The 25982-nt window shown below is 68.3% G+C and carries 24 protein-coding genes; 18 read left to right on the top strand and 6 right to left on the bottom strand.

The window, feature by feature from the left end:
• The 8 genes from DSM112329_RS21180 to DSM112329_RS21145 are packed head-to-tail and all read left to right on the top strand — an operon-like array spanning position 1 to position 9824.
• Positions 1-837: an ABC transporter permease gene (locus DSM112329_RS21180; protein ID WP_354698547.1), complete on the top strand. Its 837-nt coding sequence runs from the start codon at positions 1-3 to the stop codon at positions 835-837.
• 4 nt (positions 838-841) lie between these two features.
• On the top strand, positions 842-1678 hold the full coding sequence (locus DSM112329_RS21175; RefSeq protein ID WP_354698546.1) for an ABC transporter permease: 837 nt from the start codon (positions 842-844) through the stop codon (positions 1676-1678).
• Complete coding sequence (locus DSM112329_RS21170; protein WP_354698545.1) at positions 1611-3053, top strand: MlaD family protein; 1443 nt, start codon at positions 1611-1613, stop codon at positions 3051-3053. Before DSM112329_RS21175 ends, DSM112329_RS21170 begins: the two co-directional genes overlap by 68 nt.
• Positions 3053-4486 (top strand): MlaD family protein, encoded by a 1434-nt coding sequence (locus DSM112329_RS21165; protein WP_354698544.1) that lies wholly within the window; start codon positions 3053-3055, stop codon positions 4484-4486. Before DSM112329_RS21170 ends, DSM112329_RS21165 begins: the two co-directional genes overlap by 1 nt.
• Position 4487: 1 nt before the next feature.
• Complete coding sequence (locus DSM112329_RS21160) at positions 4488-5813, top strand: MlaD family protein (protein WP_354698543.1); 1326 nt, start codon at positions 4488-4490, stop codon at positions 5811-5813.
• Positions 5813-7156, top strand: coding sequence for an MlaD family protein (locus DSM112329_RS21155; protein ID WP_354698542.1), 1344 nt, complete (start codon positions 5813-5815; stop codon positions 7154-7156). Before DSM112329_RS21160 ends, DSM112329_RS21155 begins: the two co-directional genes overlap by 1 nt.
• Positions 7153-8466 carry an MlaD family protein gene (locus tag DSM112329_RS21150; RefSeq protein ID WP_354698541.1) on the top strand — a complete coding sequence of 438 codons (1314 nt, stop codon included), beginning with the start codon at positions 7153-7155 and terminating at the stop codon, positions 8464-8466. Before DSM112329_RS21155 ends, DSM112329_RS21150 begins: the two co-directional genes overlap by 4 nt.
• Complete coding sequence (locus DSM112329_RS21145; protein WP_354698540.1) at positions 8463-9824, top strand: MlaD family protein; 1362 nt, start codon at positions 8463-8465, stop codon at positions 9822-9824. Before DSM112329_RS21150 ends, DSM112329_RS21145 begins: the two co-directional genes overlap by 4 nt.
• A gap of 27 nt (positions 9825-9851) precedes the next feature.
• On the opposite strand, the gene DSM112329_RS21140 is transcribed toward DSM112329_RS21145, so the two are convergent.
• On the bottom strand, positions 9852-10721 hold the full coding sequence (locus tag DSM112329_RS21140; protein WP_354698539.1) for a LuxR C-terminal-related transcriptional regulator: 870 nt from the start codon (positions 10719-10721) through the stop codon (positions 9852-9854).
• Positions 10722-10943: 222 nt separating this feature from the next.
• Here DSM112329_RS21140 and DSM112329_RS21135 point away from each other — a divergent pair, with 222 nt between their 5' ends.
• Together DSM112329_RS21135 and DSM112329_RS21130 are read left to right on the top strand one after the other, a co-directional pair.
• Entirely contained in the window at positions 10944-11291 is a 348-nt protein-coding gene (locus DSM112329_RS21135) for a hypothetical protein (RefSeq protein WP_354698538.1), read from the top strand.
• Entirely contained in the window at positions 11288-12091 is an 804-nt protein-coding gene (locus DSM112329_RS21130) for an ATP-binding cassette domain-containing protein (protein WP_354698537.1), read from the top strand. The genes DSM112329_RS21135 and DSM112329_RS21130 overlap by 4 nt, the downstream gene beginning before the upstream one ends.
• A gap of 29 nt (positions 12092-12120) precedes the next feature.
• Here DSM112329_RS21130 and DSM112329_RS21125 read toward each other — a convergent pair whose 3' ends face one another.
• Positions 12121-12735: a TetR/AcrR family transcriptional regulator gene (locus tag DSM112329_RS21125; protein ID WP_354698536.1), complete on the bottom strand. Its 615-nt coding sequence runs from the start codon at positions 12733-12735 to the stop codon at positions 12121-12123.
• Between the two features lie 173 nt (positions 12736-12908).
• Here DSM112329_RS21125 and DSM112329_RS21120 point away from each other — a divergent pair, with 173 nt between their 5' ends.
• Positions 12909-14540 (top strand): AMP-binding protein, encoded by a 1632-nt coding sequence (locus tag DSM112329_RS21120; protein ID WP_354698535.1) that lies wholly within the window; start codon positions 12909-12911, stop codon positions 14538-14540.
• Between the two features lie 111 nt (positions 14541-14651).
• The gene (locus DSM112329_RS21115; RefSeq protein ID WP_354702513.1) at positions 14652-16031 is read left to right on the top strand and encodes a wax ester/triacylglycerol synthase domain-containing protein; all 1380 of its coding nucleotides are present in this window, start codon (positions 14652-14654) and stop codon (positions 16029-16031) included.
• 40 nt (positions 16032-16071) lie between these two features.
• Here DSM112329_RS21115 and DSM112329_RS21110 read toward each other — a convergent pair whose 3' ends face one another.
• Positions 16072-16863, bottom strand: coding sequence for a hypothetical protein (locus tag DSM112329_RS21110; RefSeq protein ID WP_354698534.1), 792 nt, complete (start codon positions 16861-16863; stop codon positions 16072-16074).
• 131 nt (positions 16864-16994) lie between these two features.
• On the opposite strand from DSM112329_RS21110, the gene DSM112329_RS21105 reads away from it, so the two are divergent.
• Positions 16995-18659, top strand: a complete 1665-nt coding sequence (locus DSM112329_RS21105; protein WP_354698533.1) for a GMC family oxidoreductase N-terminal domain-containing protein — start codon at positions 16995-16997, stop codon at positions 18657-18659.
• 119 nt (positions 18660-18778) lie between these two features.
• Here DSM112329_RS21105 and DSM112329_RS21100 read toward each other — a convergent pair whose 3' ends face one another.
• Positions 18779-19876, bottom strand: coding sequence for an AraC family transcriptional regulator (locus DSM112329_RS21100; RefSeq protein ID WP_354698532.1), 1098 nt, complete (start codon positions 19874-19876; stop codon positions 18779-18781).
• 251 nt (positions 19877-20127) lie between these two features.
• On the opposite strand from DSM112329_RS21100, the gene DSM112329_RS21095 reads away from it, so the two are divergent.
• The 5 genes from DSM112329_RS21095 to DSM112329_RS21075 all read left to right on the top strand — a co-directional run bounded on the left by DSM112329_RS21095 (position 20128) and on the right by DSM112329_RS21075 (position 24222).
• The gene (locus DSM112329_RS21095) at positions 20128-20538 is read left to right on the top strand and encodes a nuclear transport factor 2 family protein (protein ID WP_354698531.1); all 411 of its coding nucleotides are present in this window, start codon (positions 20128-20130) and stop codon (positions 20536-20538) included.
• Positions 20531-21874 (top strand): NAD(P)/FAD-dependent oxidoreductase, encoded by a 1344-nt coding sequence (locus DSM112329_RS21090; RefSeq protein WP_354698530.1) that lies wholly within the window; start codon positions 20531-20533, stop codon positions 21872-21874. The genes DSM112329_RS21095 and DSM112329_RS21090 overlap by 8 nt, the downstream gene beginning before the upstream one ends.
• Complete coding sequence (locus DSM112329_RS21085; protein WP_354698529.1) at positions 21871-22722, top strand: SDR family NAD(P)-dependent oxidoreductase; 852 nt, start codon at positions 21871-21873, stop codon at positions 22720-22722. Before DSM112329_RS21090 ends, DSM112329_RS21085 begins: the two co-directional genes overlap by 4 nt.
• Positions 22719-23114, top strand: coding sequence for a nuclear transport factor 2 family protein (locus DSM112329_RS21080; protein ID WP_354698528.1), 396 nt, complete (start codon positions 22719-22721; stop codon positions 23112-23114). Before DSM112329_RS21085 ends, DSM112329_RS21080 begins: the two co-directional genes overlap by 4 nt.
• 193 nt (positions 23115-23307) lie before the next feature.
• Entirely contained in the window at positions 23308-24222 is a 915-nt protein-coding gene (locus tag DSM112329_RS21075; RefSeq protein ID WP_354698527.1) for a DUF1295 domain-containing protein, read from the top strand.
• A gap of 60 nt (positions 24223-24282) precedes the next feature.
• On the opposite strand, the gene DSM112329_RS21070 is transcribed toward DSM112329_RS21075, so the two are convergent.
• Both DSM112329_RS21070 and DSM112329_RS21065 read right to left on the bottom strand, forming a co-directional pair.
• On the bottom strand, positions 24283-25614 hold the full coding sequence (locus DSM112329_RS21070; protein WP_354698526.1) for an NAD(P)/FAD-dependent oxidoreductase: 1332 nt from the start codon (positions 25612-25614) through the stop codon (positions 24283-24285).
• A gap of 1 nt (position 25615) precedes the next feature.
• The gene (locus DSM112329_RS21065) at positions 25616-25972 is read right to left on the bottom strand and encodes a hypothetical protein (protein WP_354698525.1); all 357 of its coding nucleotides are present in this window, start codon (positions 25970-25972) and stop codon (positions 25616-25618) included.
• Positions 25973-25982: the final 10 nt, after the last annotated feature.

Here is a 25982-nt window from a genome sequence, read left to right as displayed (position 1 = left end):
ATGGGTGTCCTGATCACGCGTCTCGTGGAGAACGCGACGTCGAACGCGGTCGGTTCACGATCGTTTACGCGTCTCGAGACCGTAGGCGGCATGGGCAAGATGGCCGTGGGCGTGGTGCGTACCGCATTCACGACTCGAGGGTGGTTCGACGAGGCGCTCGAGGAGGCATCGGCCGCAAGCAAGCGCTCGTTCGGACCGCTCCTGCTCTCGCACTTCGTCTACCTCGTCGGGTTCGGCATCTTGCTCTTCGGACTTGTCGTCGCGAACCTGGGACTCCTCGACCGCGAGGGCGGGTTCGTGAACATCGTGTGGACCCGAGAGATCTCGACCTGGGTCACCGGCATGGTGTTTGCCGGCGTTGTCGGGAGCGCGATGGCCGCCGACCTCGGCGCGCGCAAGATCCGCGAGGAGCTCGACGCGCTGGCCGTGCTCGGCGTGCCCACGATGAGGACGCTCGTACTGCCGCGTGTCGCGGCGCTCACGATGGTGGCTCCGGTCCTCGCGATGGTCAGTCTCGTCATCGTGTCGTCGGTCAACCTTCTTCTGGCTCCCCCGGTCCTCGGCTTCAGCAGAGGGGTCTGGATCGACAGCTGGGTGATGAGCCTTCACTCGACAGATGTCTTCTTCGTCGTGGTCCTCAAGATGACGATCATCGGCTTCTTCGTCGGTGTCGTGAGCTGCTACAAGGGCCTCACCACGAGCGCCGGTGCGGAGGGCGTAGGCCGAGCGGTCAACGAGACCGTCGTATTGACGTTTCTCGGGATCTGGCTCATCAACAGCGTCTTCAACCTGGCCTATGGCGCGCTGTTCCCGGCCGCCAGCGCGATGAGGGGCTGAGACGATGGCCACCAGTGTCAAAGGCGCAGGTCCGCCCCCCACGGCGGCTCCGTCGAAGGCCCGCGACGCCGTCGACGGCGCGCTCACGGGAGCCGGCGAATGGGCGCAGTTCTTCGGCGCCAGCATCCGCGGGATGGCCGGTGCGCCCCGGTACGCGTCGGAGACCGTGCGGCAGACGGCGATCCTGATGTCGGGCACCTGGGGAATGTTGCTCGTGATGAACATGTTCCAGGGGTTCACGCTGCAGAACGCGGCGTACTTCCTCTTGAGCCCGATCGGTGCTGGCGACTACAGCGGTCTCATCACGGGGTACGCCCTGCCGCGTCAGACGGCCCCCCTGATGTTCGGGTACGTGATCGCCGCAAAGGCGTGCTGCGGCATGGCCGCCGAGATCGGTGCGATGCGCATCCAGCAGGAGATCGACGCGCTCGAGCAGACCGGTGTGGATCCGATGCGGTTCGTGGTCGGCCCACGTCTGATCGCCCTGCTCCTGTTCGTACCGCTCGGGGCGGCGATCTGCATCATCGGCCAGACCGCAGGAGCATGGATCGACGCGACGTTCGTGCTCCAGGCGATCTCAGGTGAGTCGCTCCTGAGCGTCGCATGGAGCATGCAGTCGATCGCGATGGAGCTCTATGCAGCGTTGACGATGGCGCTGATCGCCTTGTTCTGCGGGGTCACGGCGTGCTTCTACGGCATGCGGGCGCGGGGCGGACCGGCCAACGTCGGTACCGCCGTCGCCCGCTCGTTGAAGGTCAACCTGGTGCTGGTGCATGTCCTGGCCGGCGCGATGTCGGTCATGTACTACGGCGCGAACATCAACCTTCCCTTGGGCGGCTGAGATGCGGCGACGTCGCGCGTCCCTCGGAGTCCCGGCTCTCGTCGGCGGAGTGATCATCACGCTCCTCCTGGTCGTCGTCCTCTCGTCAGGCGGGGAAGGACCCCGCACGGTGTCCGTCGTCCTGCCCGATGCGCACGGGCTTCTGAAGGGACAGGAGGTTCGGGCCGCCGGTGCGCTCGTCGGTGACGTGCGCGACGTGCAGTCGGTCGATCGCGGCCGGAAGGCGCTCGTCACGCTCAATATCGAAGACGTCGCATGGCCGATCACCGACAAGACCACGATGCGCCTGCGCTGGGGCGGCACGGTGAGTTTCAGCAACCGGTACATCGAGATCCATCCCGGCTCGGCGGACGCGCGCCCGATCGCCGATGGCGGCCAGATGTCCGCGAAGAACTTCGCCGTCCCGGTGGAGTACGACGAGCTGCTCGCGATGTTCGATCGTCCGCTGCGCACGGATCTGCGCTCGATGCTCGACGCGGGCGGACCGGCACTCGACCAGGCGAGCGAGCCGCTCGGACGGGCGCTTGACGTCGCGCCCGGGCCCGTCCAGACGGTCGGCACCGTGCTCGGCGACCTTGCGTCGGACACCGACGACCTCGAGACGTTGCTCCGATCGGCGGCCAGAACCACGACAGCGATCGATCGGTCGGATCCCGGCATCCGCTCCCTCCTGGACGGCGCCCGGGGAACGTTCGCTGCGGTGGCGTCCGAGTCGAACAACCTGGAGAAGACGCTCGCGCGCTCCCCCGCGACCTTCACGAACGTCCGCGACACACTCAAGCGCGCGGACCCGACGCTGAGGGCCGCGAACGATCTCGTCGTCCGCCTCGATCCGGGCGTCGGAGAGATACGCCGGCTGGCTCGTCCGCTCAACCGCGTGTTGAAGACGGTGGTCGAGGTCGGCCCGGACGCCCGCACGACGCTGGCCACGGTCCGCCGCGCGTCGCCCGACGTCAACGCGCTGCTCGACAAGGCGACCGCGCTGCTCCCCGACGTCGCCTCTGTGGGCAAGCAGCTGACCGAGCAGCTTCCGTGCCTGCGGCCCTACACGCCGGACATCGTGTCGTTCTTCACCAACTGGGGCGACTTCCTGTCGTCGACAGACGGCAGAGATCACTTCTTTCGGGCCTATCCGCAGGTACTGCCGTATGCGGCGACGAACACGCAGAGCTACACGCCGGAGACCGCGGCGAAGATCTACCCCGGGATCAGGTTCGCCTTCCCGCGGCCGCCCGGCAACAACGCGGGACAGCCCTGGTTCCAGCCGGAATGCGGGATCACGAAGGATGCTCTGGACCCTGCGAAGGATCCCGAGGCGCGCCAGCCCGCCACCCGCGCGTCGACCACGCCTGGATCGAAGACGGAGGCGCCCTGATGCGCAGGATCATCCCGATCATCCTCGGTGGTGCGGTCGTGCTCGCAGCCATCGCCTGGGTGACCTCCCGGAGCGAGCCGTACCAGCTGGAAGTCGCGCTCGACGACGCGGCTGGACTGCGGGACGGGTCCCCCGTTCAGCAGGGCGGCGTCAGCATCGGAAAGGTCAAGCTCAAGATCGGCAGCGACGATCGAATCACGGCGAAGCTCGAGATCGATGACGATCACGCGCCGCTGCATCAGGGAGTCCGCGTCGGCATCACGTCGATCAACCTCCTCGGACAGAAGAGCGTCAAGATCGATGATCCGGCTCAGGGTCCTGAGGCAGCAGACGGTTGGCGGGTCCCGAGCAAGGACGTTTCCGTCTCGACGGACCTCGACCAGGTGTTGAACGTGCTGGACGCCGGCACCCGAGCGCGGCTGACGATCTTCCTGAGCGAGGCCGGCAACGCGGTCGCCGGCCGGAGGCTGGACCTGCGTCGCGTCATTGGCGAGCTCCCGACCGCGCTCGATCGACTGGACGACCTGCTCGACGAGCTGGTGTCGGACAATCAGAACCTCGGCAGCCTCGTGGAGTCCGGCGATCGGTTCGTCGCCGAGATGTCCGCGCGTCGCCGTGAGGTGACGAAGCTCGTCGGGACGCTCGGCGGCACCGCGAAGACGCTGGCCGAGCGCCGGGCTGCGCTGCAGCAGACCCTGGCACGGGCGCCCGGCACCCTCCGGCAACTCCAGGCCTTCCTCGCCGATCTCACTGCGACGACCAAGCCGCTGAAGCCCGCGGCGCAGGAGATCAGCGCCTCGGCACCGTTGCTCGACGATGTCCTGCGACAGGTCGCCCCGTTCACGGAGAGCGCCCGCCCGACGCTCAAAGCCGCCACGCAGGCCGCGCCGGCTCTGACGCGGCTCGGTAAGCAGGCGACGCCGGTCCTCCGTCTGGCGACGCCGACCGCATCCAGCCTTGCGGATCTCACGGAGAAGCTGCCCCCGTTGAGCCAGGCGATCGGGAAGTCGACGAACAACCTCTTCGCACTCGCGGACAACTGGACCAAGGCGATCCAGTTCAGGGACGGCCTGTCCCACGTCTTCCGCGGCGAGGCGATCGTGCCGCTCGACACGGCGACCAGCGTGCTCGCCCGTCTCAGCCCAACGGCGACGAAGAAGACGGGCGGGCAGTCCACGGCCGGCTCCAGCAGCGGCGCGCCGTCTGACGAGGCGAGCCCGCCCACCCCCTCGAAGGGTCCGCAGGCAAACGCGCCGGAGAAGCTGAACGACCTGGTACCGAAGGTCACCGGCGCCCTCCAGGAGCTCCCCAAGACACTCAACGACACGGTCAAGGGCCTTCTCGGAGGTCCCGGCGGCCGCGACGGAGCAGGGCCACCGCCGGCAAACGAGGGAACGGTCAGCGGCCTCCTCGACTACCTACTCGGAGGCTGAGATGCGCAGAGCATCGCGTCACCACCGTCGGACCGACACCGAGGCGCCCACCCGCGTTGCCATCCGCGGTCTGCTGGTCGGCGCCGCGCTCATCGCCGCGCTCTACCTGGCGATGTCGCTGTTCAACGGCGTCCCCGGGAGAGGCTACGGCCACGTCGACGTCTCGTTCAAGGACGCGGGGAACATCAAGAAGCACGACGGGGTCCGGATCCGTGGAGTCCGCGTCGGGCAGGTCGAGACCACCGACGTCGATGACGCCGGGCGCGTCGTCGTCTCGCTTCAGCTCGAGCCTGGGCTGGCGATTCCCAGCGACACCAAGGTCGCGGTGCGCGCCAACGGTCTGCTGGGTGCGCGCTTCATCGATCTGTCACCGGGGAAGGCGAGCGACGACGTGTCAGGGGGAGGGACGCTGCGCGCCGGGGACGACGCGCTGACGTTCGGCGTCCCCGATGCGCTGGACACCTTCGACAAGGAGACGCGCGGTGCGCTCGCCGTGGCCGTCGGCGGGCTAGGGCAAGGACTACTCGGCCGCGGAACCCAGGTCAATCAGACCGTGGAGGACGTCGCACGTGAGATTCCCGGTGCCATCGCGTTCCTCGACACGCAGCTCACGGCGCCGGCGGCGAACCGAGCACTCGTTCCGTCGCTGCGAAGCGGCGTCGACGCCCTCGACGCCAGCCGTAACGAGCTGGCCGCGCTTCTGGCCCCCACCGATCGCGCGCTTCAGCCGTTCATCGATCGGCGCGAACCGCTGCAGCGGACCCTGACCGACGCCCCTTCGAGTCTGGTCGCTTTGGGCGCGGCGACACGAGAGGGACGCCCGCTGCTCGCGGCGCTGAGAGCCCTGAGCGTGTCCGCCGAGAAGACGCTCGCCGGGGCCCCCGCCGGTCTCCGTCAAGCGCGAGCGCTGCTCAAGGAGGCGCCTGCTTCACTGGGCCCGGCGGGCATGCTTCTTCGCGCCGTTGACCCCACCGTGCCCGAGGTGCTGAAGACCACTGGCGCCCTCAAGCCCGTGCTCACGCCGCTCCGAGCGGGCTTGGACAGCGCGATCCCGACCGTCGTGACGCTTGGCCGCTACGGGTGTGACCTGAAGTCCTGGACGACCGGCTGGCGCAGCATGACGAGCTGGGGCGGAACCGGGTCGGGGCCGGCTGGACCGGCGGCTGCGTTCCGTCTCCTCTTGATTCCGCCGAGCCCCGCCGAACTCCTCGGGACGTCCGACCAATCGAGCGGCCTGACCTACAAGGACCCCTACGCAGCGCCCTGCTCCTATCCGTCGACCACCCACCTCAACCTCGTCCCGACGACGAAGGCAAGGAACCGCTGATGCAGGCACCTGCGCTCGGACGGCAACGGCTTATCGGGCTTGCGACCATCGTCCTCAGCCTCGGGCTGATCATCGCCATCTTCACCGGCGCCCCCGGCAAGATCCTCGGAGGGGATGGTCGCGAAGTTGTCGTGAACTTCCGGAGCGCCGCTCAGGTCATCCCGGGGGCTCCGGTGCGAATCGACGGCGTCAAGGTCGGGGCCGTCAAGTCAATCGACGCTCAAGCAGACGGCAAGAGCGCGCGGGTGACGTTGAAGCTCGACTCCTCAGCGGACGAGCTCTACGGCGACGCGCGGGCGGCGCTCCGCTGGCGGACAGTCTTGGGCTCGGCGTTCTACGTCGCGCTGATACCTGGCCACCCGAGTGCAGGTGAGCTGGGCGACGCTGCGATTCCCCCCTCGCGGACAACGACGCAGGTCGAGCTCGACGACATCACGTCAGTCCTCCAAGGGGGTGCCCGAGCCGGTCTCAAGCGCCTACCCGGCGAGGTCGCGGCGGCCCTGAGCGACCCGGCGGTCCCAAGCGCTGCGTTCGACGCCCTCGCCGACGTCGCGCCACAGACCGGCCGAGCGTTTCGGTCGCTGCGCGGAGAGCGCAGGGGCGGTGCCGATCTGCGGGCGCTCGTGGACAACACTTCCCGCACGGTCGACGCCCTCGGCGCGGATCCCTCCCGGCTACGCGCGCTCATCGAAGGGGCTGCTTCCACCCTCAGCACGACGGCAAGCCGCGAGGCCGCGATCCGAACCACGCTCCGCCGTGCGCCGTCGACGTTGGTTGACACCAACGTGACGCTGGACCGGCTCCGCACCACCCTTGGGGTCGTCGACCCCCTCGTCGACAGACTCGAGCGAAGTGTCGGTCAACTGCAGCCGACGCTGTCCCGCGTTCGGACGGTCGCCCTCAAGGCCGACACGCTGCTCATGGACGCACGCCCGCTCCTGCGGGACCTTCGTCCGGCGGTGCGATCGGTGGCGCTGCTGGCGCAGTCCGGCAAGCCCCTCCTCGACGGTCTCACTCCGAGTGTCTCGCGTGTTGACCGGACGATCATCCCCGCCTTCGCACGGAAGTGGCCGGAAACCGGCATCTCCACAACCGTCATGACGGGCGCCGCGCTCGCCGGCCTCGCCGGCATCGCGGGGCAGAAGGACATCAACGGGCATTTCGTTCGCTTTCCGCTCACCAGCGGCAGCGGCAGCGCCTACCTGCCGTGCCAGGCGTTTCCCAACAACCCTGATTTCAGCCCGGCCCAGCAGCTGCAGTGCGAGTCGGTCGACGACGTCCTCGGCCAGTTGTTCAACCCGCCTGCCTCACGGAAGACCCGGGCCAAGGAGGGACGGCCATGATGAACGTCCGCAGTCGCCTGACCGAAGGAATCACGCGGGCACGATTGAGCCTCGAGCTGAAGCGATCGCTCAGGCCCGGCATCGTGATCCTCGTCGGCGCCGTCGCGACCATCGCGATGTCGGCGTACATCGCGTCGCAACTGAGCGAGACCCTGTTGTCCGGTAGCCGCGAGGTGCGCTTCGAGGTCAAGGATGTGACAGGCGTCGTCGCGGGCCAGAACGAGGTGCGGTTCCGCGGCGTCGCGGTCGGTGACATCACCAAGGTCGAGCGGGAGGACGGCCGCCCGGTCCTCACCGTGAAGCTCCGCTCCGACGTCGGGCCGATCTACCGGAACGCCACCGCCGAGCTGCGACCGAACACTGCGCTTCAGGACATGTACCTGAACGTCACCGACCGGGGCAGCGAGGACGCCGGCGAGGCGAGCACCAAATCTCCCGTGCCGGTTTCGCAGACGACGACGGGAGTGTCCATCAACGACGTCCTCAGCGTCTTCCGCGCGTCAGCACGTACACGGCTGGGAACGCTGCTCGACCAGTTGGGCAACGGCCTGGACGACCGCGGTGCACGGCTGCGGTCAGCCCTCGCGGAACTTGCGCCGACGTTACGGACGGTCGGCCGGATCTCCGACCAGCTGGACGCGCGACGTCCCTTGGTCCGCCGGCTCGTGCGCAACACGAGCGTGCTCACGGGCGAACTCGCCGACCAACAGGGGGCGCTGTCGACCCTCGTCGAGCAGGGAAGCTCGGCGCTCGGAGCCCTGAAGGACAGCTCCGGCGACCTCGCCGCGACGCTCGACGAGCTGCCTCCCACGATCGCGGCAGCAGACAGCAGCTTCGCGGCGGTGCGAGGGGTCCTTGGAGACGTGGACACCGCGGTGACGCGGCTGACGCCCGTCGCGGGGCACTTGCCGGACGCGCTGGACGACGTGCGTGCGCTGGCCGACGCAGCCGATCCAGCGGTCACGGCCCTGCGCGATCCCGTCAAGCGGCTCGTCCCCTTGAGTAGGGCACTGCGTCCTGTCTCCAACAGCCTTGCGACGTCGGTTCGCGGACTTCGCCCGCAGGTTGCCGACATCGACAAGTTCACTGATGTCGCCGCCCGCTGCGAGATACCGATCCAGCGGTTCTTCCAATGGAACGCGTCGTTCACGAAGTTCGGCGATGTGCGCGCTCCATCACCCCGCGGTCAGCTGGTCGTCGGCCTCGGGAGCACGGGAGTGGTCAAGAGTCCGTTCGAGCAGGTCGTCTCAACGTGCGCACCCGGCAAGTCTGTCGGCGGACGCCCTATCACGGAGGAGGACAACGGATGAAACGCCGAGGCCAGTGGATTCAGCGGCGCATCGTCTTCTTCGCGTTCACCGCCGTGGCGGTCGGTTACGCCGTGGTGGTACTCGCCATGAGCGGCTCGCTCCCGCAGCGGAACTCGTATGAGGTCAAGGCCGTCATGCCCGAGGTGGCGAACCTCTCGGTCGGAGCACGTGTGTTCGCCGCCGGGGCACATGCCGGCCGCATCCAGAGCATCGAGCGACGGGGGCTCGGAGCGATCGTGACCCTGCGCGTGGACAACGGCATCACACCGATACCGAAGGACTCGGTGGTGGCACTCCGGCAGCGCACTCCGGTCGGGGAGAGCTACGTCGATCTGCGGGTCGGAACGAGCCCGTCGACCATGGCGAGCGGGTCGACGCTTCCGATGACGCAGCCCGACAGCTACGTCGACATCGATGACGTCCTCGACACGCTGCGCGGACCGACCCGCGAGCGTGCCCGCGACCTGATCCAGGGACTCGGCGGTGCGGTCGGTGGACGTGGCCAGGATCTCAACGACCTCATCGGCGGTGCGAGCGACACGCTCGGCAACGCCGCCGTCTTCGCGGACATCGCCTCCCGCAATCAGATCAACGTCAAGAGCCTGGTGGCGCGGCTCGGGAGCATCAGTGCTGCGGTGGGCGAGCGCCAGGCGGCCATTCGCCAGACGGCCTCCGACGGCAGGACCGCGATGGTGGCCGTCGCACGGCGCGATGACTCGCTGCGACAGCTCATCGGCGTGCTGCCGTCCACCCTGCAGCAGGTGAGGTCGACGTCGGGAACGCTCCGCACGCTCAGTCGAACCGCCACCCCCACGGTGGCGAACCTCGCCCGCGCGGTCGCGGACGTGCGACCGGCTGTCACGAGCCTCCGCCGGGCTGCCGCTGAGGGCCGGGGGGTCGTCAAGCAGCTCGGCGCCGCGTCCGGGCCACTGACCGGTGTGTTGACGCGCCTGCGCGCGCTGACGGGGCCGGCGACGAAGGCGCTCCCGAGGGTCAAGTCAACGCTCTGTCAGCTCAACCCGATGCTGCGCTACGTCGCGCCGTATGCGAATGACGTCGGCAGCGCACTGAACAACATGCAGTCCTCGACCAATTCGTACGACGCGCTCGGGCACCTGGCTCGCGTGTCGTTGACAACCGGCGAGAACGCGATCTCCGGGTTGCCGCCCGAGCTCAGCAAGGCGGCCGCCGCAGTGCTCTACAGCGGTCTCCTCACGAAGAGCTACGGCCTCGAGGTGGATCCCTACCCGCAGCCCGGGCAGATCGGGCGCAACCGCCTGTCGGACAAGCGCCCGCAGACGGAAGAGGATCTTGCGAACCAGGGGTACAAGTTCACACGCGTCGAGGCGGACTGCTGACCTCGTCGCTCGCGGCGGCGCCGGCCCTCAGCGGCCGGCGTCGTCGACGATCAACCTCAGGTACTTCGAGGCCGCTTCGACGCGATTCGACGCGCCGAGTTTGCCGCGCAGGCGCGCCACATGATCCTTGACGGTGTTCACGGAGATCACCAAGCGTGCGGCGATCTCGCGGTCAGAGCGACCATCGACAAGTAGCGAGGCCACCTCGATCTCCCGATCGGTGAGGATCTCGCGCGCCCGGTTGCTCGGTCGTGACGACGCCTCTTCCACCGGAAAGCGTGGGCCCGAGGCGCCTTCGATGGGGACCTGGATAGACGAACGGAGAACCTCGGTGATGAGGGTGTCGGCCGACATGGACAGGTGCCGGAGCGTCCCGCGGACCTCGACCAAGCGGGCAGACAGGACGAGGCGAGCCAGAGCGACGCCGACCATCGCGGCGATCCCGGCCGTCATCGCCTGCGTCAATACGTCGATCGGGCGATCGGACCGCGTGCCCGCGAGCACCGCGACGAGCTTCCCGTCGGGTGCGATAGCGCCCACGCTGACGTAGCCCAGGGCGAGTTCGGGACGCTCGAGGCTGCTCGGCAGAGGACGCTCGGCCGGCTGCCCGCCCAAACCCTCGGTCAACCATCGTGCCTCCAGGGTCCGCGGCGATATCCCGCGAGGCGCCTGCATCAGCTCACGACGGAGACGATCACTCGGTCGATGCTTCAGTGCTCCGCATGAGTCAGCGATCAGGAGATCGGATTCGACACGCAGCACGAGGCATCGGTCGAAGTCACAGGCGATCCGAGCGAGCTCCGAGGCCTCAGCGAACATGCCGGCGACGGTGTCGCGTTGCTGGAGGCGCTCCAGCATCGCGGGGAGTTGCGCGAAGCGGGTAACGTCGACATCCACTTAGGAAGCGTAGCGCGGTTAACGATTGATAACGCCACTGCGGGTGCGGGACGCAGTCGACTTGCGGAGCAAAGTCAACGACCGTTCACTGTTCTGGTAGGCTCGTCGCGATTCTACGGGAGAGGACTGTCGCGTATGACGAGCGTTTCACGAGAAGGTGTGCCTGCGCAGGCCGTCGCGCCCATCGACCACGGGGTGAGTCGGGCTGCGCCTGGTCGGAAGGTGAGCACCCTCCGTGAGCATCTGGACGGCATTCTCCGGGATGCCGACGAGGCGCAGCTCGAACGCCTCGGGCGTACTGGCACAAGCGTGGCGATCCGGGTCATCGGGAAGCCCGGGGCGGGCGCGACTCTCCTGCTCGATCGTCACCCGCCGGCCGTCACCGGCGACGACGAGCCCGGTCAGGTTGCTCTCGACCTGACGCCAGAGCAGGCCGAGGCGTACCGCAGCGGCCGCCTCAACGTCCCGAACGAGGCCTTTAGCGGAGCGATCACGTTTCGCGGTCCCGTTCGCCTCTACCTGGCGGTCGACCCGGTGCTGAGGCACCTCCTCGCGGTCCACGGCGGATGAGCTCGCAGATGTCGGAGGTCGACTCGCTGACCGGAGGCGTCGCCGATACGCTGGCGGTCGAGATCCGCGGAGTGCACAAGTGGTTCGGTCGCTCTCACATCCTCCGGGGCATGGACCTGGCCATCCCCGAAGGCTCGCTCGCGGTCGTCCTCGGGCCGTCCGGTACCGGAAAGAGCGTGCTCATCCAGCACATCACCGGGATCGTGCGCCCCGACCAGGGCGAGGTGTTGGTTCGGGGCCGGGCCCTGTCGCGCATGAGCCGCTCCGAGGTCTTGAAGCTCCGAACTGACATCGGCGTCATGTTCCAGGACGGCGCCTTGTTCTCTTCGATGGACGTGTTCGAGAACGTCGCGTTCCCCTTGCGGCAGCACACCGATCTCAACGACTCCGAGGTCCACGATGTCGTGTCGGAGCACCTCGCGGCCGTCGGCCTGAGCGATGCCGGCCGGCGGTTTCCATCTCAGCTCTCGGGCGGGATGAAGAAGCGGGCCGGCCTGGCCCGCGCGCTCGTGCTCGATCCGGGCATCGTCATCTGCGACGAGCCCGATTCCGGCCTTGACCCGGTCCGTACGGCGCTCTTGGCCGACCTGCTGCGAGAGCGCCATGCTGAGCTCGGCGGCACGATGATCGTGGTGACGCACAACATGCCGCTCGCGCGCCGGGTCGCCGACTACGCGGCAGTCCTATGGCAGGGCGGCGTCGTCGAGTCGGGGCCGGCCGAGGTGATCTTCAACTCGAGCAACGAGTTCGTCGCGCAGTTCGTCAGCAGCTCGAAAGTCGGTCCGCTGGGCATGGACTGAGGCCAACAGCATGCTCGGGGGCCGCGTTCCTATCCGGCTGAGCGAGCGCGCTTTTTGGCTGGAGCGCGCCCTCCGGTTGGCACCAACACCTTGAAGCCCTCGATCACGAAGAGGACGAGGAGTTCCATGACGTCCTGCTGGTCGACAGAGTGCGGGGTGATCGCGATCGAGTTCAGCGTCGCGACCGCTGCCCACGTGGCCGGAAGGCTTCGCGATTTCGCGTCCGGGTAGCACGCTTCAACCTTCGCAGCGAATCCCGCAACGTAGTCTGCCTGCCGACGGTCCAGGCGGCGGCGGTACGGGTCTGCCAGGGACCTGCCTTCGTGGATCAGGATCGCGGCCATGCGCCGGTCTCGCATGGCGTATGTCGCATGTGCCCGTACGTGATGCTCGAGCGCTTCGTGGGGATCGTCGAACTCGCTGGCGGTCTCGACGAGTACGTCGTCGATCGCGTGTTCGAACAGTGTTGCGAGGATCTCGTCCTTGCCGGCGAAGTGCCGGTAGATAGCAGGCCCGCTGATGCCCGCCCCGGCGCCGATCTGGTCGACCCCGACGGCGTTGAACCCGCGCGTATAAAACAGCTCTGCGGCGACTTCGAGGATCTTCTCGTAGGTGGGGGTCTCGCCCGCTGCGGGTCTCGGCATCTGGGCGATCTTATCCGGGTGGGCGAGCACCGCGAGACACGCACGTGGTGGCTCTTGCGAGACCCGGGACGGCGGCAGCCCAATCGGTGCCTCCGGCAGCGGTTGCGGTGAGGAGGCCGGCACTGGTAAGGTTAGTGATCGTTAACGAAGACTGAGATCGATCAAGGACTGCCATGACGCCCGCGCCGCCAGCACCAAAGCTCGCCCCAACGCACGCCATCGGGGCGATGCTCGCGGAGCAGGCCTCAACGAGACCCGATGCGCGGTTCTGCCACGCAGCCGGTGTGGGGTACACCTTCGCCGAGATGCATCGCCGAGCCGATGAGGTCGCGGCGGGGTTCGCCGCGCTCGGCGTTTCGAAGGGCGATCGCGTCGCGCTATTGATCCCCAACCGGCCCGAGATGCTCGAGCTGTTCTTCGGTCTCGCCCGGCTCGGGGCTGTGCAGGTGCCCCTCAATGCCGCCCTGAAGGGCATGTTCCTGCACCATCAGCTCGCGCAGTCGGAGGCCGACATCCTCGTTGCCGACGCGGCAGGTATCGCTTCCGCAGAGCCGCTGCTCGAGGACCTCGCCGGCGTTCGTGCGGTGGTGGCCATCGATCCGCTTGACGGCGGTGAGTGGAGCGGTCCCGAGCTGCTCGAGTACCGGGCGGTGACACCGTCGGGCGGAGTGCCGCCGGAGGTCGAGATCGCTGCGAGCGACACGATGTCGATCGTCTACACGTCGGGGACGACGGGCCTGCCGAAGGGCTGCGTCCTGAGTCACGCCTATTACGCGCGTTCGGCGAGCCGCCACATCGAAGCGCTGGAAATCGGCGCGGAGGATTCGCTGTTCACCGCCATGCCGCTGTTTCATGGTGGCGGACGCATGGTGATCCTGACCTCCGCGCTGATCGTGGGCATCCCGGTCCACTTCGAGGCGCGGTTCACTGCCAGCGGATACTTGCAGCGGCTGGTCGAGACCGACGCGTCGATCGTGTTCGCCGTCGGCGCCATGGGGATCGCGCTCCTAGCGACTGCACCAGGCCCACTCGACCGCGCCCACCGGGTCCACACGGCCATGATCGCGCCGATGTCGCCGGTCGACCAGCAGAGGTTCCAGGAGCGGTTCGGCATCGAGCCGTGGGTGAGCGTCTTCGGTCAGACCGAGTGCATGCCGATCTGCCTGACCCCAAAGACCGACCAGCGGGACAACGCGGGATGCGGTCGGCCCGCTCCGGATCTCGAAGTGGCGCTGCTGGACGACGACGGGCAGCGGGTCGCGGACGGTCAGATCGGCGAGATCTGCCTGCGGCCCCGGGAGCCACACGCGATGTTCGATGGGTACTGGAAGCAGCCGCAGGCAACCGTCGGTGCGTTCGAGCACCTCTGGTACCACTCGGGTGACTTCGGGCGGGTGCTGCCCAGCGGCGAGATCGGCTTCGTCGACCGCCGCAAGGATGCGCTCCGCCGTCGCGGTGAGAACGTCTCGAGTCTCCAGCTCGAGGCCGGCATCCGGACCCACTCGAGCATCGCCGACGTCGCCGTCCACGCTGTGCCGTCGGACCTGAGCGAAGACGACATCAAAGCGTGCCTCGTGCTCGTCGCCGGTGCGGACCTGAGTCCCGCGGATGTGGCAGCGTTCTTCCAGGAGAACGTCCCGAGCTATGCGCTCCCGCGATATGTCGAGGTGCTGGAGGAGCTACCGGTGAACGCGGTGAACCGCGTGATGAAGCATGTTCTCCGGGATCGCGGCGTCACGGAGGGCACCTGGGATCTCCAGGCACTCGGATTGATCGCGAGTCGCAAGCGGCCGATCAGCGCATGAGTTAATGTAAACGAGCGTTAATCGACTGTGGTACCGTGCCCTCACGGGCCGCGAACGACGGCCCCTTGCGCTGCCGACGGAGTGGGTGGGGACGTGTCCCAAGAGAACGAGATGTTCAAAGAGCTCGAGCAATGGGGGCGGGATCCGAAGCTCGGGGAGCTCGACGCGCTCATGTGGCGGACGGAGCGACATCCCGAGAGCTCGTGGACGGGCCTTGTCGTTCAGATGCTCGACCGGCCGCCAGATTGGGACCGTCTGCGCGAGGCTCACGCGTGGTTCGTCGACATGGTGCCCCGCTGGCGCGACCGGGTCGTCGACCCGCTCGTTCCCGTCGGGACACCGACCTGGGTCCCAGATGAGTCCTTCGACCTCGACTTCCACCTGCGCCGCGTGGCGCTCGGCGGCCCGGCGACGGAGCGCCAGTTCCTGGACTACTGCCAGTCGGTCGCGCTCGTGCCGCTTGACCGCTCGCGTCCACCGTGGGTGACCACGCTGGTCGAGGGGCTCGAGGGCGGGCGTTCCGCGCTGCTTCTGCAGGTGCAGCACGTCCTCATGGACGGCATGGCCTTCACGCACTTGTTGTCGCGCGTACTCAACCCCGCCCGGGAGCCGATGCACAAGCCGGCCGTCGGTCGGACTCACGCCGAGCCGGTCGGGCAGGTCAAGGTGACCCGCGACGAGGTATCACGTCAGCTGCAAGCCGCGCCTCGACTCGTCGCCGGTCTCGCCGGCGGTGTCCAGCGCAGCCTCACGCATCCACGTGACAGCTTGCGCTACGCCGATTCGCTGCGCCGCGTGCTGACGCCGCCGGCAGCGAACTCATCGAAGGTGCTCCAAGGCGGGAGCCGTCGTCTGTGGCGCTTCGGCACCCTGGAGTGCGCGGTCGCCGACCTCAAGTCCGCCGGCCGAGCCGCCGGGGGATCGCTCAACGACACGTTCGTCGCGGTCTTGCTCGGCGGCCTCCGCCGCTACTGCGCGGCGTTCGGCGAAGACCTGGGCGATGTCCCGATCTCGCTACCGGTCGCGATGCGCACACCCGAGAACGCGACCGGCGGCAACAAGTTCGCCGGAGCGTTCTTCGCCGCGCCGTCCGGTGTCGCGGACCCTGCCGAGCGCATCCGCGAGATGCATCGCCGCGTGGACATCGTCCGCTCCGAGCCCGCGCTGGACTTCCTCGGTCACTTGACGCCGGCCCTGAACCGGACGCCCTCGCCACTCGCGACGGCGCTGCTGGGCAGCATGAACGCGCGCTCGGTCCTCACGACGAGTAGCTGGCCCGGCATTGCCGAGGAGCGCTACGTGGCCGGGGCCAAGACCGAGCGGATGTACGTCTTCGCGCCGTTGCCCGGCACGGTCCTGACCGGGGCAATGGCGACACACGTGGGCGTCTGCTGCGTCGCGATGAACGCCGATGGGGAGACGTTCGAGGACAGTGAGCTGCTCTGGGCGAGCATGCGCGAGAGCCTTGCTGAGGTGCTCGCTCTGGGCTGACTGCCCGCGGGGGTGCCGGGACCGCTCGCCGCCGGCGGCGTCAAGCGGCTCGACGTGCGGGCGGCGTATGCGCGCTGTCGAGCTTGCCGAGGACCGCGGCGATGGCGCGATAGCTGGCCGGGTTGACGATCGTCCCGATGTGCGACGCGTCGACCTGCACGACGTGCGAGGCCGCAGGGTCGACGCAGGCCTGGCGGTCGACGAGGCCGTCGCGACGTCCGATCACGCACGTGAGCTCGACGGCAGGTGGCATCGCCTTGTGCAGGTCCGCGCGGAATCGATCGCAGCACGCACCGGTGAAACACGACTCGCCGAAGATGCCCGGGATCCCCAGCCGCTGGAGTCCAGTCAAGGCGTGCATGCACAGACGGACCGCCGGATGCGTGTCTCGGCGGTCGATCAGACCCGGTGTGCCGAGCTTGATCGATGCCTGGATCAAGTCGGGCCGGCGAACCGACAGCACGCGTGCGAGCTGTCCCCCCCGACTGTGCCCGATGACCACGGCGCGCTGACCCTGCCGTTTGACGAGTTCTTCGAGCCTTGACTCCATGCGGCCGATCGCAACCTCTCCGCACATGATGTTCGGTCCGGCCTTGGGGTAAGCGGCGTGATACCCCGCGCTCCGGAGCCACCGCACCATGGTCAGGACTGCGACATCGGGCGCCAGGAAGCCCGGGATGACGAGCACCGGCCGACCCGTTCCGGGCATGACGCCTTCACCAGCGAAGATCGGGTCGACCACGAGCTGTCGGTACTCGAGAGCGGCAAGGCCCTCGTAGAAGATCGAGGCGCGCCCGGAGGCTACGCCGCGCGGAACCTGTGCCTCGGGCATTGGCGGAGTTTAGCCACGATCTGGGTCTGTGGTGAATGATCGTTAAGCGTAGGCGATGCCCAAAAGTGAACGAACGTGTACTAAGGTCCTCCGTAGTCCGCCGCGGACCATGCAACATAAGGAGACCGGACATGGCCAAGGGCCTGACGTACAGCAATGCAGCCGACTACGTGGTGGTCGGTTCTGGAAGCTCTGGCGCCGTCGTCGCCGGCCGTCTCGCACAGGCTGGCCACAGCGTGATCATGCTCGAGGCGGGCAAGTCCGACGACAAGGGCATCCACGGCTTCTTCACCAGGAAGCCCGGGATGATCGCTCCGATGCATTTCGAGGAGCGCATCGAGCGCCACTTCGACTGGGGATACAAGACGGTGCCCCAAGCGGGTATGGCCGGTCGCGAAATGCTCGCGACGCGCGGCCGGGTGATGGGGGGCTCGGGCTCGGTCAACGGCATGATCTTCGTCCGCGGCAACCGCGCGAACTTCGACTCGTGGGCCGCAGAGGGCAACGCTGGATGGTCGGCCGATGACGTCCAGCCGGCGTTCAAGCGGTTGGAGGACTTCGAGGACGGCGAGAGCGCGTACCGCGGCGCCGGTGGCCCGATCAAGGTCACCCGTCCAAAGGTCATCCAGGACGCCACCCAGCGGTTCATCGACGCGACTTCGGAGGTGCTCGGCGTCAAGGTGCTCGACGACTACAACGCGGCGGAGCAGGAGGGGGTTGCCCGCTTGCAGGAGAACATCAAAGACGGCCTTCGGTACTCCGCGACCCGCGGCTACGTCCACGATCTCGCCCCCCGCTTCCTGGAGGTCCAGACCGAGACGCTCGCGACCAAGATCCTCATCGAGGGGGGCCGTGCGACCGGCGTCGAGGTCCTGGACCGCCGCAAAAAGGGCGGCGGGCGACGGACGATTCGCGCCCATCGGGAGGTCATCGTCGCCGGTGGCTTCGTGAACAGCCCGCAGCTGCTGATGCTCTCTGGGATAGGTCCGAGCGCCCACCTCGCCGACCACGGCATCACGTGCATCGCCGACCTGCCGGTCGGCGACAACCTGCACGACCACCTCTTCCATCCGCTGGCGTTCCACGTGCCCGGCGTACAGATGCGCTCCACCCCGGCCTATTTCGTCAAGGGGCTGGCGAAGAACGCCAGAGGCGCAGACACGTTTCTGAACCACTCGATCTTCGAGTCCATTGGCTTCGTGCGCAGCTCGCTCGCGACCGACGTACCCGACATCCAGCTCCACGCCCTGCCGTGGGCCTATCCGGACCCCGGCGCGGGCGATCACGGAAAGCAGCGGCCGGATCCCCGCCCCGCGCTCAGCGTCTTCTCCACCCTGATCTACCCCAAGAGCCGCGGCACGATCCGCCTCGCCTCCGCCGATCCGACGGCGGCCCCACTGATCGACTACGGGTATCTGAACGAGCCGGACGACGTCAAGGTGCTGGCGGAGGGCACCGAGATGATCCGCGAGATCATGGCCGGTGCTGCGTTCGGCGGCGGCGTCAAGGAGGAGATCTATCCCGGAGCAGCGGTGCCGAAGGGTTCGGATATGACGGACGCGATCCGCCGGCGCTCAGTGTCGGTCATGCATGCGGTCGGTAGCTGCCGCATGGGGGTTGACGAGCGCGCCGTGGTCGGTCCCGACCTCAAGGTCCGCGGCATCGACGGCCTACGAGTGGCGGATGCGTCGATCATGCCGTCGATCACTGGCGGGAACACGAATGCCCCGTGCTACATGATCGGCGAGCGGGCCGCGGACTTCATCCTTGATCGCAACACGGCGCACCGAGGCTGAACACCGGTTGATCCGACGAGACCTGGCGCGGACTGGCGAGACTTCTCCTGCGCTCACGGCGCCATCGTCCGGTCCCGCGCACCCACGGGACGGGGACACGCCACGAGGACAGGGTCAGGTCAGGTCCCCTCGAGCGAGCCGTGCCCGGTGGACGGCGTTCCGCGCACCAGTTGAAGCTCAGCCGCCTCACCTGACGCAGCCGAGGCGAGACAATCCGCGTGTCGCCAGGCTCCGGGCGGTACGCCGTGCCATCGCCGGAACGCGCGCACGAAGGCCGAGCAGGTCGCGTAGCCAAGAGCGTCAGCCACCTGCTCGATCGTCTGCGACGGCTGACGCAGAAGGGCTTCCGCGCGATTGCGGCGGGCGGTGGCCTCGATCCTCCGAAAGGACGTGCCCTCGGCGGCGAGCCGCCGGGTCAGCGTTCGCTCAGACACGGTCAGTGCGGCGGCCACGTCGCCCATCGACGGCCAGACATGAAACGAGCGAACGAGTTGCTCGCGGACGAGGCCCGCTATCCCGATTCGCGCGCGGCGGCGCTCGATCAGCGCGCGGCACTGCTCCTCGCACTGGCGCAGCGCGAGCGGATCGACCTGTGGGCGGCGCTGGTCGAGGAAGTCGTGGCAGAAGCCGATGCGATCGGCCGGCTGATCGAACAGCGGCTCACGCCCGAACATCCGGCGATACGGCGTGGTGTCGGCCGGGCGCCTACGGGTCAGCTCGATCGTCGCGGTTCGCGGAACGCCGTCGAGGCTGACGAACGGGACCCAGATCGCGGCCAAGCAATGGTCGATCACGAATGGGCGGATCGTGGGTGTGAGGTGTGATGAGTCGAGGGTCATGTAGCCGAAGTCCGCGGAGTCGGACAGGCGCGCGTGCGCGAGAGTGGCGCTCAGGTCTTGGACGCGCAGGGAGACCTCGATGGTTTGGCGCGGCGTCTGGGCGCTCATGATCGCCAGGCCGAACATGCCGAACGTCGGCAGGCGGTAGCTCGAGCCGGCAGCCAGGCCGACCTCCGGGCCCTGGCCGAAACGGGTCACGATGTTCCGGATCATCTGCTCTTCCTGCGAGGCAAGGATCTCTGCACCCGGATCTGCGAGCAGATCGGCCGTCAGGCCCGTATCGGCAAGGCATTCGGCGACCGACATGCCGTGCTCGCAGGCCGTCGCGAGCAGCATGCGAGCGCTCGCCGTTCCGCGGGGGATCTGTGCGAGCAGCATGTGTGCGAAGGATACGTGTGGCGGGAAATGGCAACGTGTCGGCGGGCCGGGGCATTGTCTGGCCACTGGTGCTCGCCAGACAATCACCTCATGGGAGCCACACCTCATCCGGGTCGGATCGGACGACACCGGAACCGTCACGTCCCGTCGCTCACCGCCGCGGGGCGCGGCGAGGCCTGTCACAACCCCGTGGCTGGCTTCTTCGGGCGTCCGGTTGTCGCTACCCCACCAACCGCCAAGGAGATTTGCGCATGAGCACCGGTCAAGTAGCACCCGAGAACGCGCGCGCGTTCTACGGATTCGTCGAGAACTTCCTCGGCGGCAACGTCGACGCGGCCTTGGAGTTCATTCATCCGGACGTCCTCGCCCACGAGCCGCCGGCTCTGCCGTACGGCGGCGAGTGGAAGGGGAAGGACGGCTTCCGCGCCCTGATGGAGATGATCGGGGCGACGGTCGAGGTCGAGGCCACGCCAATCGGGCTGCACGACGCCGGCGACACGATGATCGCCATCTTCAACGCCAAGTTCACCTCGCGTGCCAGCGGTGCGTCGGTCGAGATGCCGGTGTGCGAGGTCTACGGGTTCACCGACGGCCTGATCTCCAACGTGAACGTCTTCTACAAGGACCCGTGCGAGTTCGCAGAGAGGATCAGCGGTGTCTGATCGCGTCGCGATCGTCGGCGCCGGCATCGCGGGGGCAACGGCTGCCTACCGGGCCGCCGAGGCCGGCCTGCAGCCGGTGGTCTTCGAGCGGCTGGACCGCGTCGGGGGTCGGATCAACTCGATCCGCAAGGGCGATTTCGTCTTCGATCCCGGCGCCAGTGTCTTCCTGCCGTCCTACAGCCACGCCGTCGAGCTCATCAAGGAGATCGGGCTCGGTGCCGACCTCAGCCACACCACCGCCAATGCGGCGTTCCCGCGCAACGGCCAGCTACACGAGATCCCCTACGGCCTACGCGGGATCCTCAGCACGAAGTACATCTCCACGGCCAGCAAGCTGAAGGCGCTCAAGCTCGGCATCTTCATGCTGCGCAACCAGAAGCATCTGGGGTACGGCGACTCTTCCGGCATCGCCGCCCTCGACACGGAGTCGGTCGCGGACTACTGCTCCCGGGAGCTCAACGACGAGCTCCACGAGTACGTGGCCGGCATGATGGTGCGTGGGACCTGGCTGTCGTCCACCGCCGAGTCGTCGGTCGGCCTGCTGCTGTGGACACTGAAGAACGTCGGCGCGCCCGGCCTGCACGGCATCCGCGGCGGCAACGTTCGGCTGCCGCAGAAGCTGCTCGAGGGGCTCGAGGTCCGCCTCGGGCAGACCGTCACCAACGTCACGGCAGACGGCGACGAGGCCGTGGTGACGTGCGAAGGCAGCGACCCGGAGCGCTTCAGCGCATGCATCATCACCACACCTGCAGACCAGGCCGTCGCGATGTACCCGCAGATGTCAGCCGTTCAGCGGAAGCTCTACGACGGCATCGCCTACAGCGCGCTGGTCAACGTCAGCCTTGGCCTGGCCACCCGGCCGCAGATCCCCGCCGCCTACGTCCTGGTCGCGCCGTGCGAGAGCGACGAGCTCATCGGCGTCATCGCCGACCACGTCAAGGCGCCCGGCCGCGCGCCCGACCACAAGGGCCTGATCACGATCACCATCGACGGTCGCAGCGCCTGGGCGCAGCAGCACGACGGCGAGCCCGACCAGGTCTTCATCGACAAGGCGCTCGAGCTCATCCGGCCCTACTACGGAGACCTGCGCGACCAGATCGAGGAGCACAACGTCGCCCGCTGGCCGCAGGTCGTCCCCGTCAACGCCACCGGCTACTTCAAGCGTATCGCGGCGTACGAGCAGTCGATCAACGACCGCGACCCGGTTCACTTCGCCGGCGACCTGGACCCGGTGGCCGGGCTCAACGCGGCTTGCGTCAGCGGCGACAAGGCGGCGGCACGCGTCGTCCGCCGGGCAGCGAACACGCGTCGGCGCACGACGGTGGGCGCGCGGTGAGCGTTGCAGGACGCGCGCTGGTAACCGGCGCGTCTTCCGGGATCGGCCGCGAGATCGCACGCGTCCTGGCCGCGCGCGGCTATGCGTTGGTAGTGACAGCCCGCCGCCGCCAGCGCCTCGACGAGCTCGCGGCGGAGTTGCGCGCTGCACACGGCGTCGATGTCGACGTCGTGACCAGCGACCTCTCGAGCCCCGACGGCGCGACGGCGCTGCACGACGCCGTCGCAGGCATGGGCCTCGAGATCGATGTCCTCGTCAACAACGCCGGCCACGGCGACCCGACCTGGTACCACGCGTCGCCGTGGGAGGCGCATGCCCACACCATCCAACTCATGGCCGTGAGCCCGGCCCGTCTGATCCACCTGTTCGTCCCCGGGATGGTCGAACGCGGGCGCGGCCATGTTGTCAGCGTGTGCTCCGTCGCGGCGCTGACCCCGGGGCTGCCGCTGCACGGCTGCTACTCGCCGACGAAAGCCTTCATGCTGCGCCTCACTCAGACGCTCGCCGTCGACTACGCCGGCACCGGGGTGACCTTCAGCGCCACCATTCCCGGGTTCACCGAGTCGGAGTTGCTTGACAGCTCGGGTGCGCGTGGGCTGACCAACAGGCTTCCCCGGTTCATGGTCGCCGGCGTCGGGCGCGTCGCGGAGGAGACCGTGGACGCCTGCCTCAACGGCACCGTGGTGTACACGCACACGTGGTGGAACCGCATCAGTTCCGCGCTGATCAAGCAGCTTCCGATCCGCTACGCCCATCGCACCATGGGCCTCGAGCGCGAACGCGTGCGCAAGGACCTCCCACCACAAGAACCACTTACCCGATCCCCATCCCGAAGGAGAAGCGCATGACCACCATGACGAACACCGAGCTCGCCGAGACGATGGTCGCGGGCATGCTCGAAGGCAACATCGAGAAGCTCCTCGGTTGCATGCATCCCGATGTCGTCGTCATCGAACCGTCCGCGCTGCCCTATGGCGGCGAGCACCACGGCCACGCCGGGTTCGGGGCGCTGCTGCAGCAGATGTCCAGCCGGCTGGAACTCGACGTCGGCGCGATCAGCGTCTACGACGCCCCGTCGGGCTTCGCCGCGCGGATGGACGCCACCTTCAAGTCGCGCGCGACCGGCCGCGAGGTCAAGACCACGGTGGTCGAGGTGGACGAGGTCGTCGATGGCCTCATCACGCGAATCGACGCCTACTACAAGGCCCCCGAGCTCGTCGCTGCGCTGTACGCCGAGTGACCCTGGTCACGCCGGACTCCTGGCACCGCGCCTGGGCGCTGCGCGCCGGCAGCCGCGTCGTGCTCGCCGGCGATCTTTTCGGCGCCAGCTCCGTGGAGTCCCCGGTCAGTCGGGGCAGCCGGGCCGCCCAGCAGCTTCTCACCGCCACCCTTTCCACCTCGGCCCCTGTGCCGAGCCTCAGGAGCATCTGACCATGTCCACCCTCGTCTCCGACCTCGGCCTCGACCCGAACAGCGCCACGGATGTCTTCCTCCTGATCGCCGGCTACACGTTCGCCGTGGTCACGGCCATCTGGCTGATCGGGCTCACGCAGGCCAGTCACTCCATGATGGACGCCTACTACGGCTTCGGGTACGCGATCCCGGCCGTGTTGGCCTACCTGATCGTCAGCCCGGAGTCTGCGACTGCTTCGGTGCTGCTGGTCATGGCGCTGCTGCACGGCTGCCGTCTGGGCTACTACCTCGCCGCCCGCTGGCGCCGCTACGTCCCCGTCCACGGCGGCGACCCCCGCTACATCCGCTTCGTCGACGACCTCTCCCCCGGATACTGGTGGAAGAGCTTCTTCAAGGTCATGGAGCCGCAGGCGGTCATCATCGTGCTGATCGGCGCGCCCGCCGTCGCCGGCATCCTGCTCAGCGCCGAGGCCGACGGAGCGCTCGGGCCGCTGGCCTTCCTCGGCATCGCCGTCTTCGGCATCGGCCTGTACTTCGAGAGCCTCGCCGACGGTCAGCTGCAGGCCTTCCTCGCCCAGCAGCAGCGGCCGCGGTACCTGAACACCGGGGTCTGGAAGCACTCACGCCACCCCAACTACTTCGGGACCACCACCGTGTGGTGGGGTGTCTGGCTGGTCGCCATGGACGGCACCACCGATGTGTGGTGGACCGTCGCCGGACCGCTCGTGAACACGATCATGCTCACCTCAGTCCTGGGCAGTGCCTTCCAGGACAACTACATGGGCCAGCGCCCGGAGTACCAGGCCCTCATGGCCCGCACGCGGCGTTTCCTCCCCCTGCCGCTGACCGCGAAGGCCGTTCGCGCCAACGAGGCCAAGGCCGCCGCCGCATCCCGGGCAGCAGTGCCCGACCCGCCGGCGCCCGCTCTCCGCTGAGCGGGCGGCCCGGAGGGGCGGCGACGTGCTGGAAACGGGGGTGCGGGCCCGCGGTCAGCCCTATCGGAGGCTCGCGCCCAGGCGCCGGGCCGTGGCGTTGCCGGAAACGATGCTGCCGTTCACGGAGACCACCCCGAGGTAGTCGCCGGCAAGCTGCACGCGATCCGCGGGATCGATCAGGCCGTCGACGCGAGCGATGACTCGATGCGTGCCGTGCGTGCCCTTGATCGCAGCAGGGGTCCAGCGAGTGATCTCGGCGAACTCGAGGATGTCCGCGATGCCGGGCTCCACGCGCTCCAGTGACAGCAGGACCGCGTCGAGCAGCTCCCCGTCGGTCAGACCGAGTCGGGGGGTGGCCCACTCGTGATAGAGGAGGATCCCCAGCAGGCCCTTACCGTCCGGGGCGCAGCCCGCGGAGAGATTGTGCTCGTAGCTGATCGTCGCGATGCCGCCGAGAGCGCCGGACCCGGCGACCGTCAGCAGCGACCTCGTCGTCGGACGCCGGCTCAGGCCAAGGCGCAGGGAGACGAAGTTCGCCTGCTCCAGACCCTCGAGCATGAGCTCTTGGAGCGCCGGGTTCAGCTCGGGGAACAGCCGCGTTGCCTGCACGGCGTCGACGGCGAGCACCACACCGTCGACACGTTCTTCGTGCGGCCCGTCGGCGTCATCCCAGCGCACCAGCGCACCGTCGCCGTCGCGCACCACACGAACGACCGGCGCGTCGGTGCGCACGTCGAGTTCCGCGGCCACGGCCCGTGCGAAGAAGTCCATCCCGCCCCGGTATCCGCACAGGCCTCCGAGAAGCACCTTCCAGAGCGTGAACCACAGGTCCACGATCGACAGGTTCTTCCCCTCGACCACGAAAATGCCGCCGAGCACCGGGTCGAACAGGTGGTCGCGGATCTCGGCGTTGAGGCGACGCTCGCAGTAGGCCGCGACGGTCTCGGTGTCGAGCTCCGCGCGTAGATCCGGGCGGTCGTAACCGACCCTTGTCCGGGCCCTTAGGATGTCGGCCGTCGCGCGGACAAGGGTCAACTTGCTCCGCGCTGACAGCAGCGGCGTGCGGAGGAAGTCCGCAATCGCTCCGAGACCCTGGCCACGGAGCTCGTGGACGGTCCCGTCGCGGACCACGCCGATCACGGCCGGAGGTGTGAAGAGGCGATCCGCGACACCGACCTCGCGCGCGAGGTCGAACATGGCGTCGTACGACCCCGCCAGGACCGTGGCCCCCGTGTTGACGATGAAGCCGTCTTTCCGGATGCTCGCAGTCTTCCCGCCCACCTGAGCCGCAGCCTCGAGCACCGTCACCTCGCACCCCTGTTGCTGCAAGCGGTACGCAGCTGTCAGGCCGGCCACCCCGGCCCCGACGACGATGACCCGGGGCCGGGCCATCTCAGGCCTTGGCCAGCGACCTGGCTCCCAGCGCGAGGCAACCGAGGGAGGCGCCGACGAACAGGGTCGCGCTCAGTGTCGTTGCCTTGCCCGTCCGGTGGGCGACGATTGCCGCCGCGATGTCGGCGACGTCGCAGGCGGCGGCGACCTTCACCATGCGCGCGCGGGCCGGACCGTCGGTCAGCAACGGACCCGCCGCCAAGGCGAAGTCACGGGTCCCGCCCAGGCGCAGGTACAGGGCGGCGCTGACGTCACCGGAGGCGTCGATGCCGAACAGGCGCCCAGCGGTGATCGGCATGAGCCAGGCGCTGGCGCCGATCGCCGATCGGGTCAAGGCGAGCGTGGTCGCGGCGTTCATGGGGACGGGG

The sequence above is a fragment of the Paraconexibacter sp. AEG42_29 genome (assembly GCF_040581415.1).
Lineage (GTDB): Bacteria > Actinomycetota > Thermoleophilia > Solirubrobacterales > Solirubrobacteraceae > Paraconexibacter.
The sequence above is the reverse complement of the archived record's forward strand: the minus strand, read 5'-3'. Positions and strand labels throughout refer to the sequence as shown.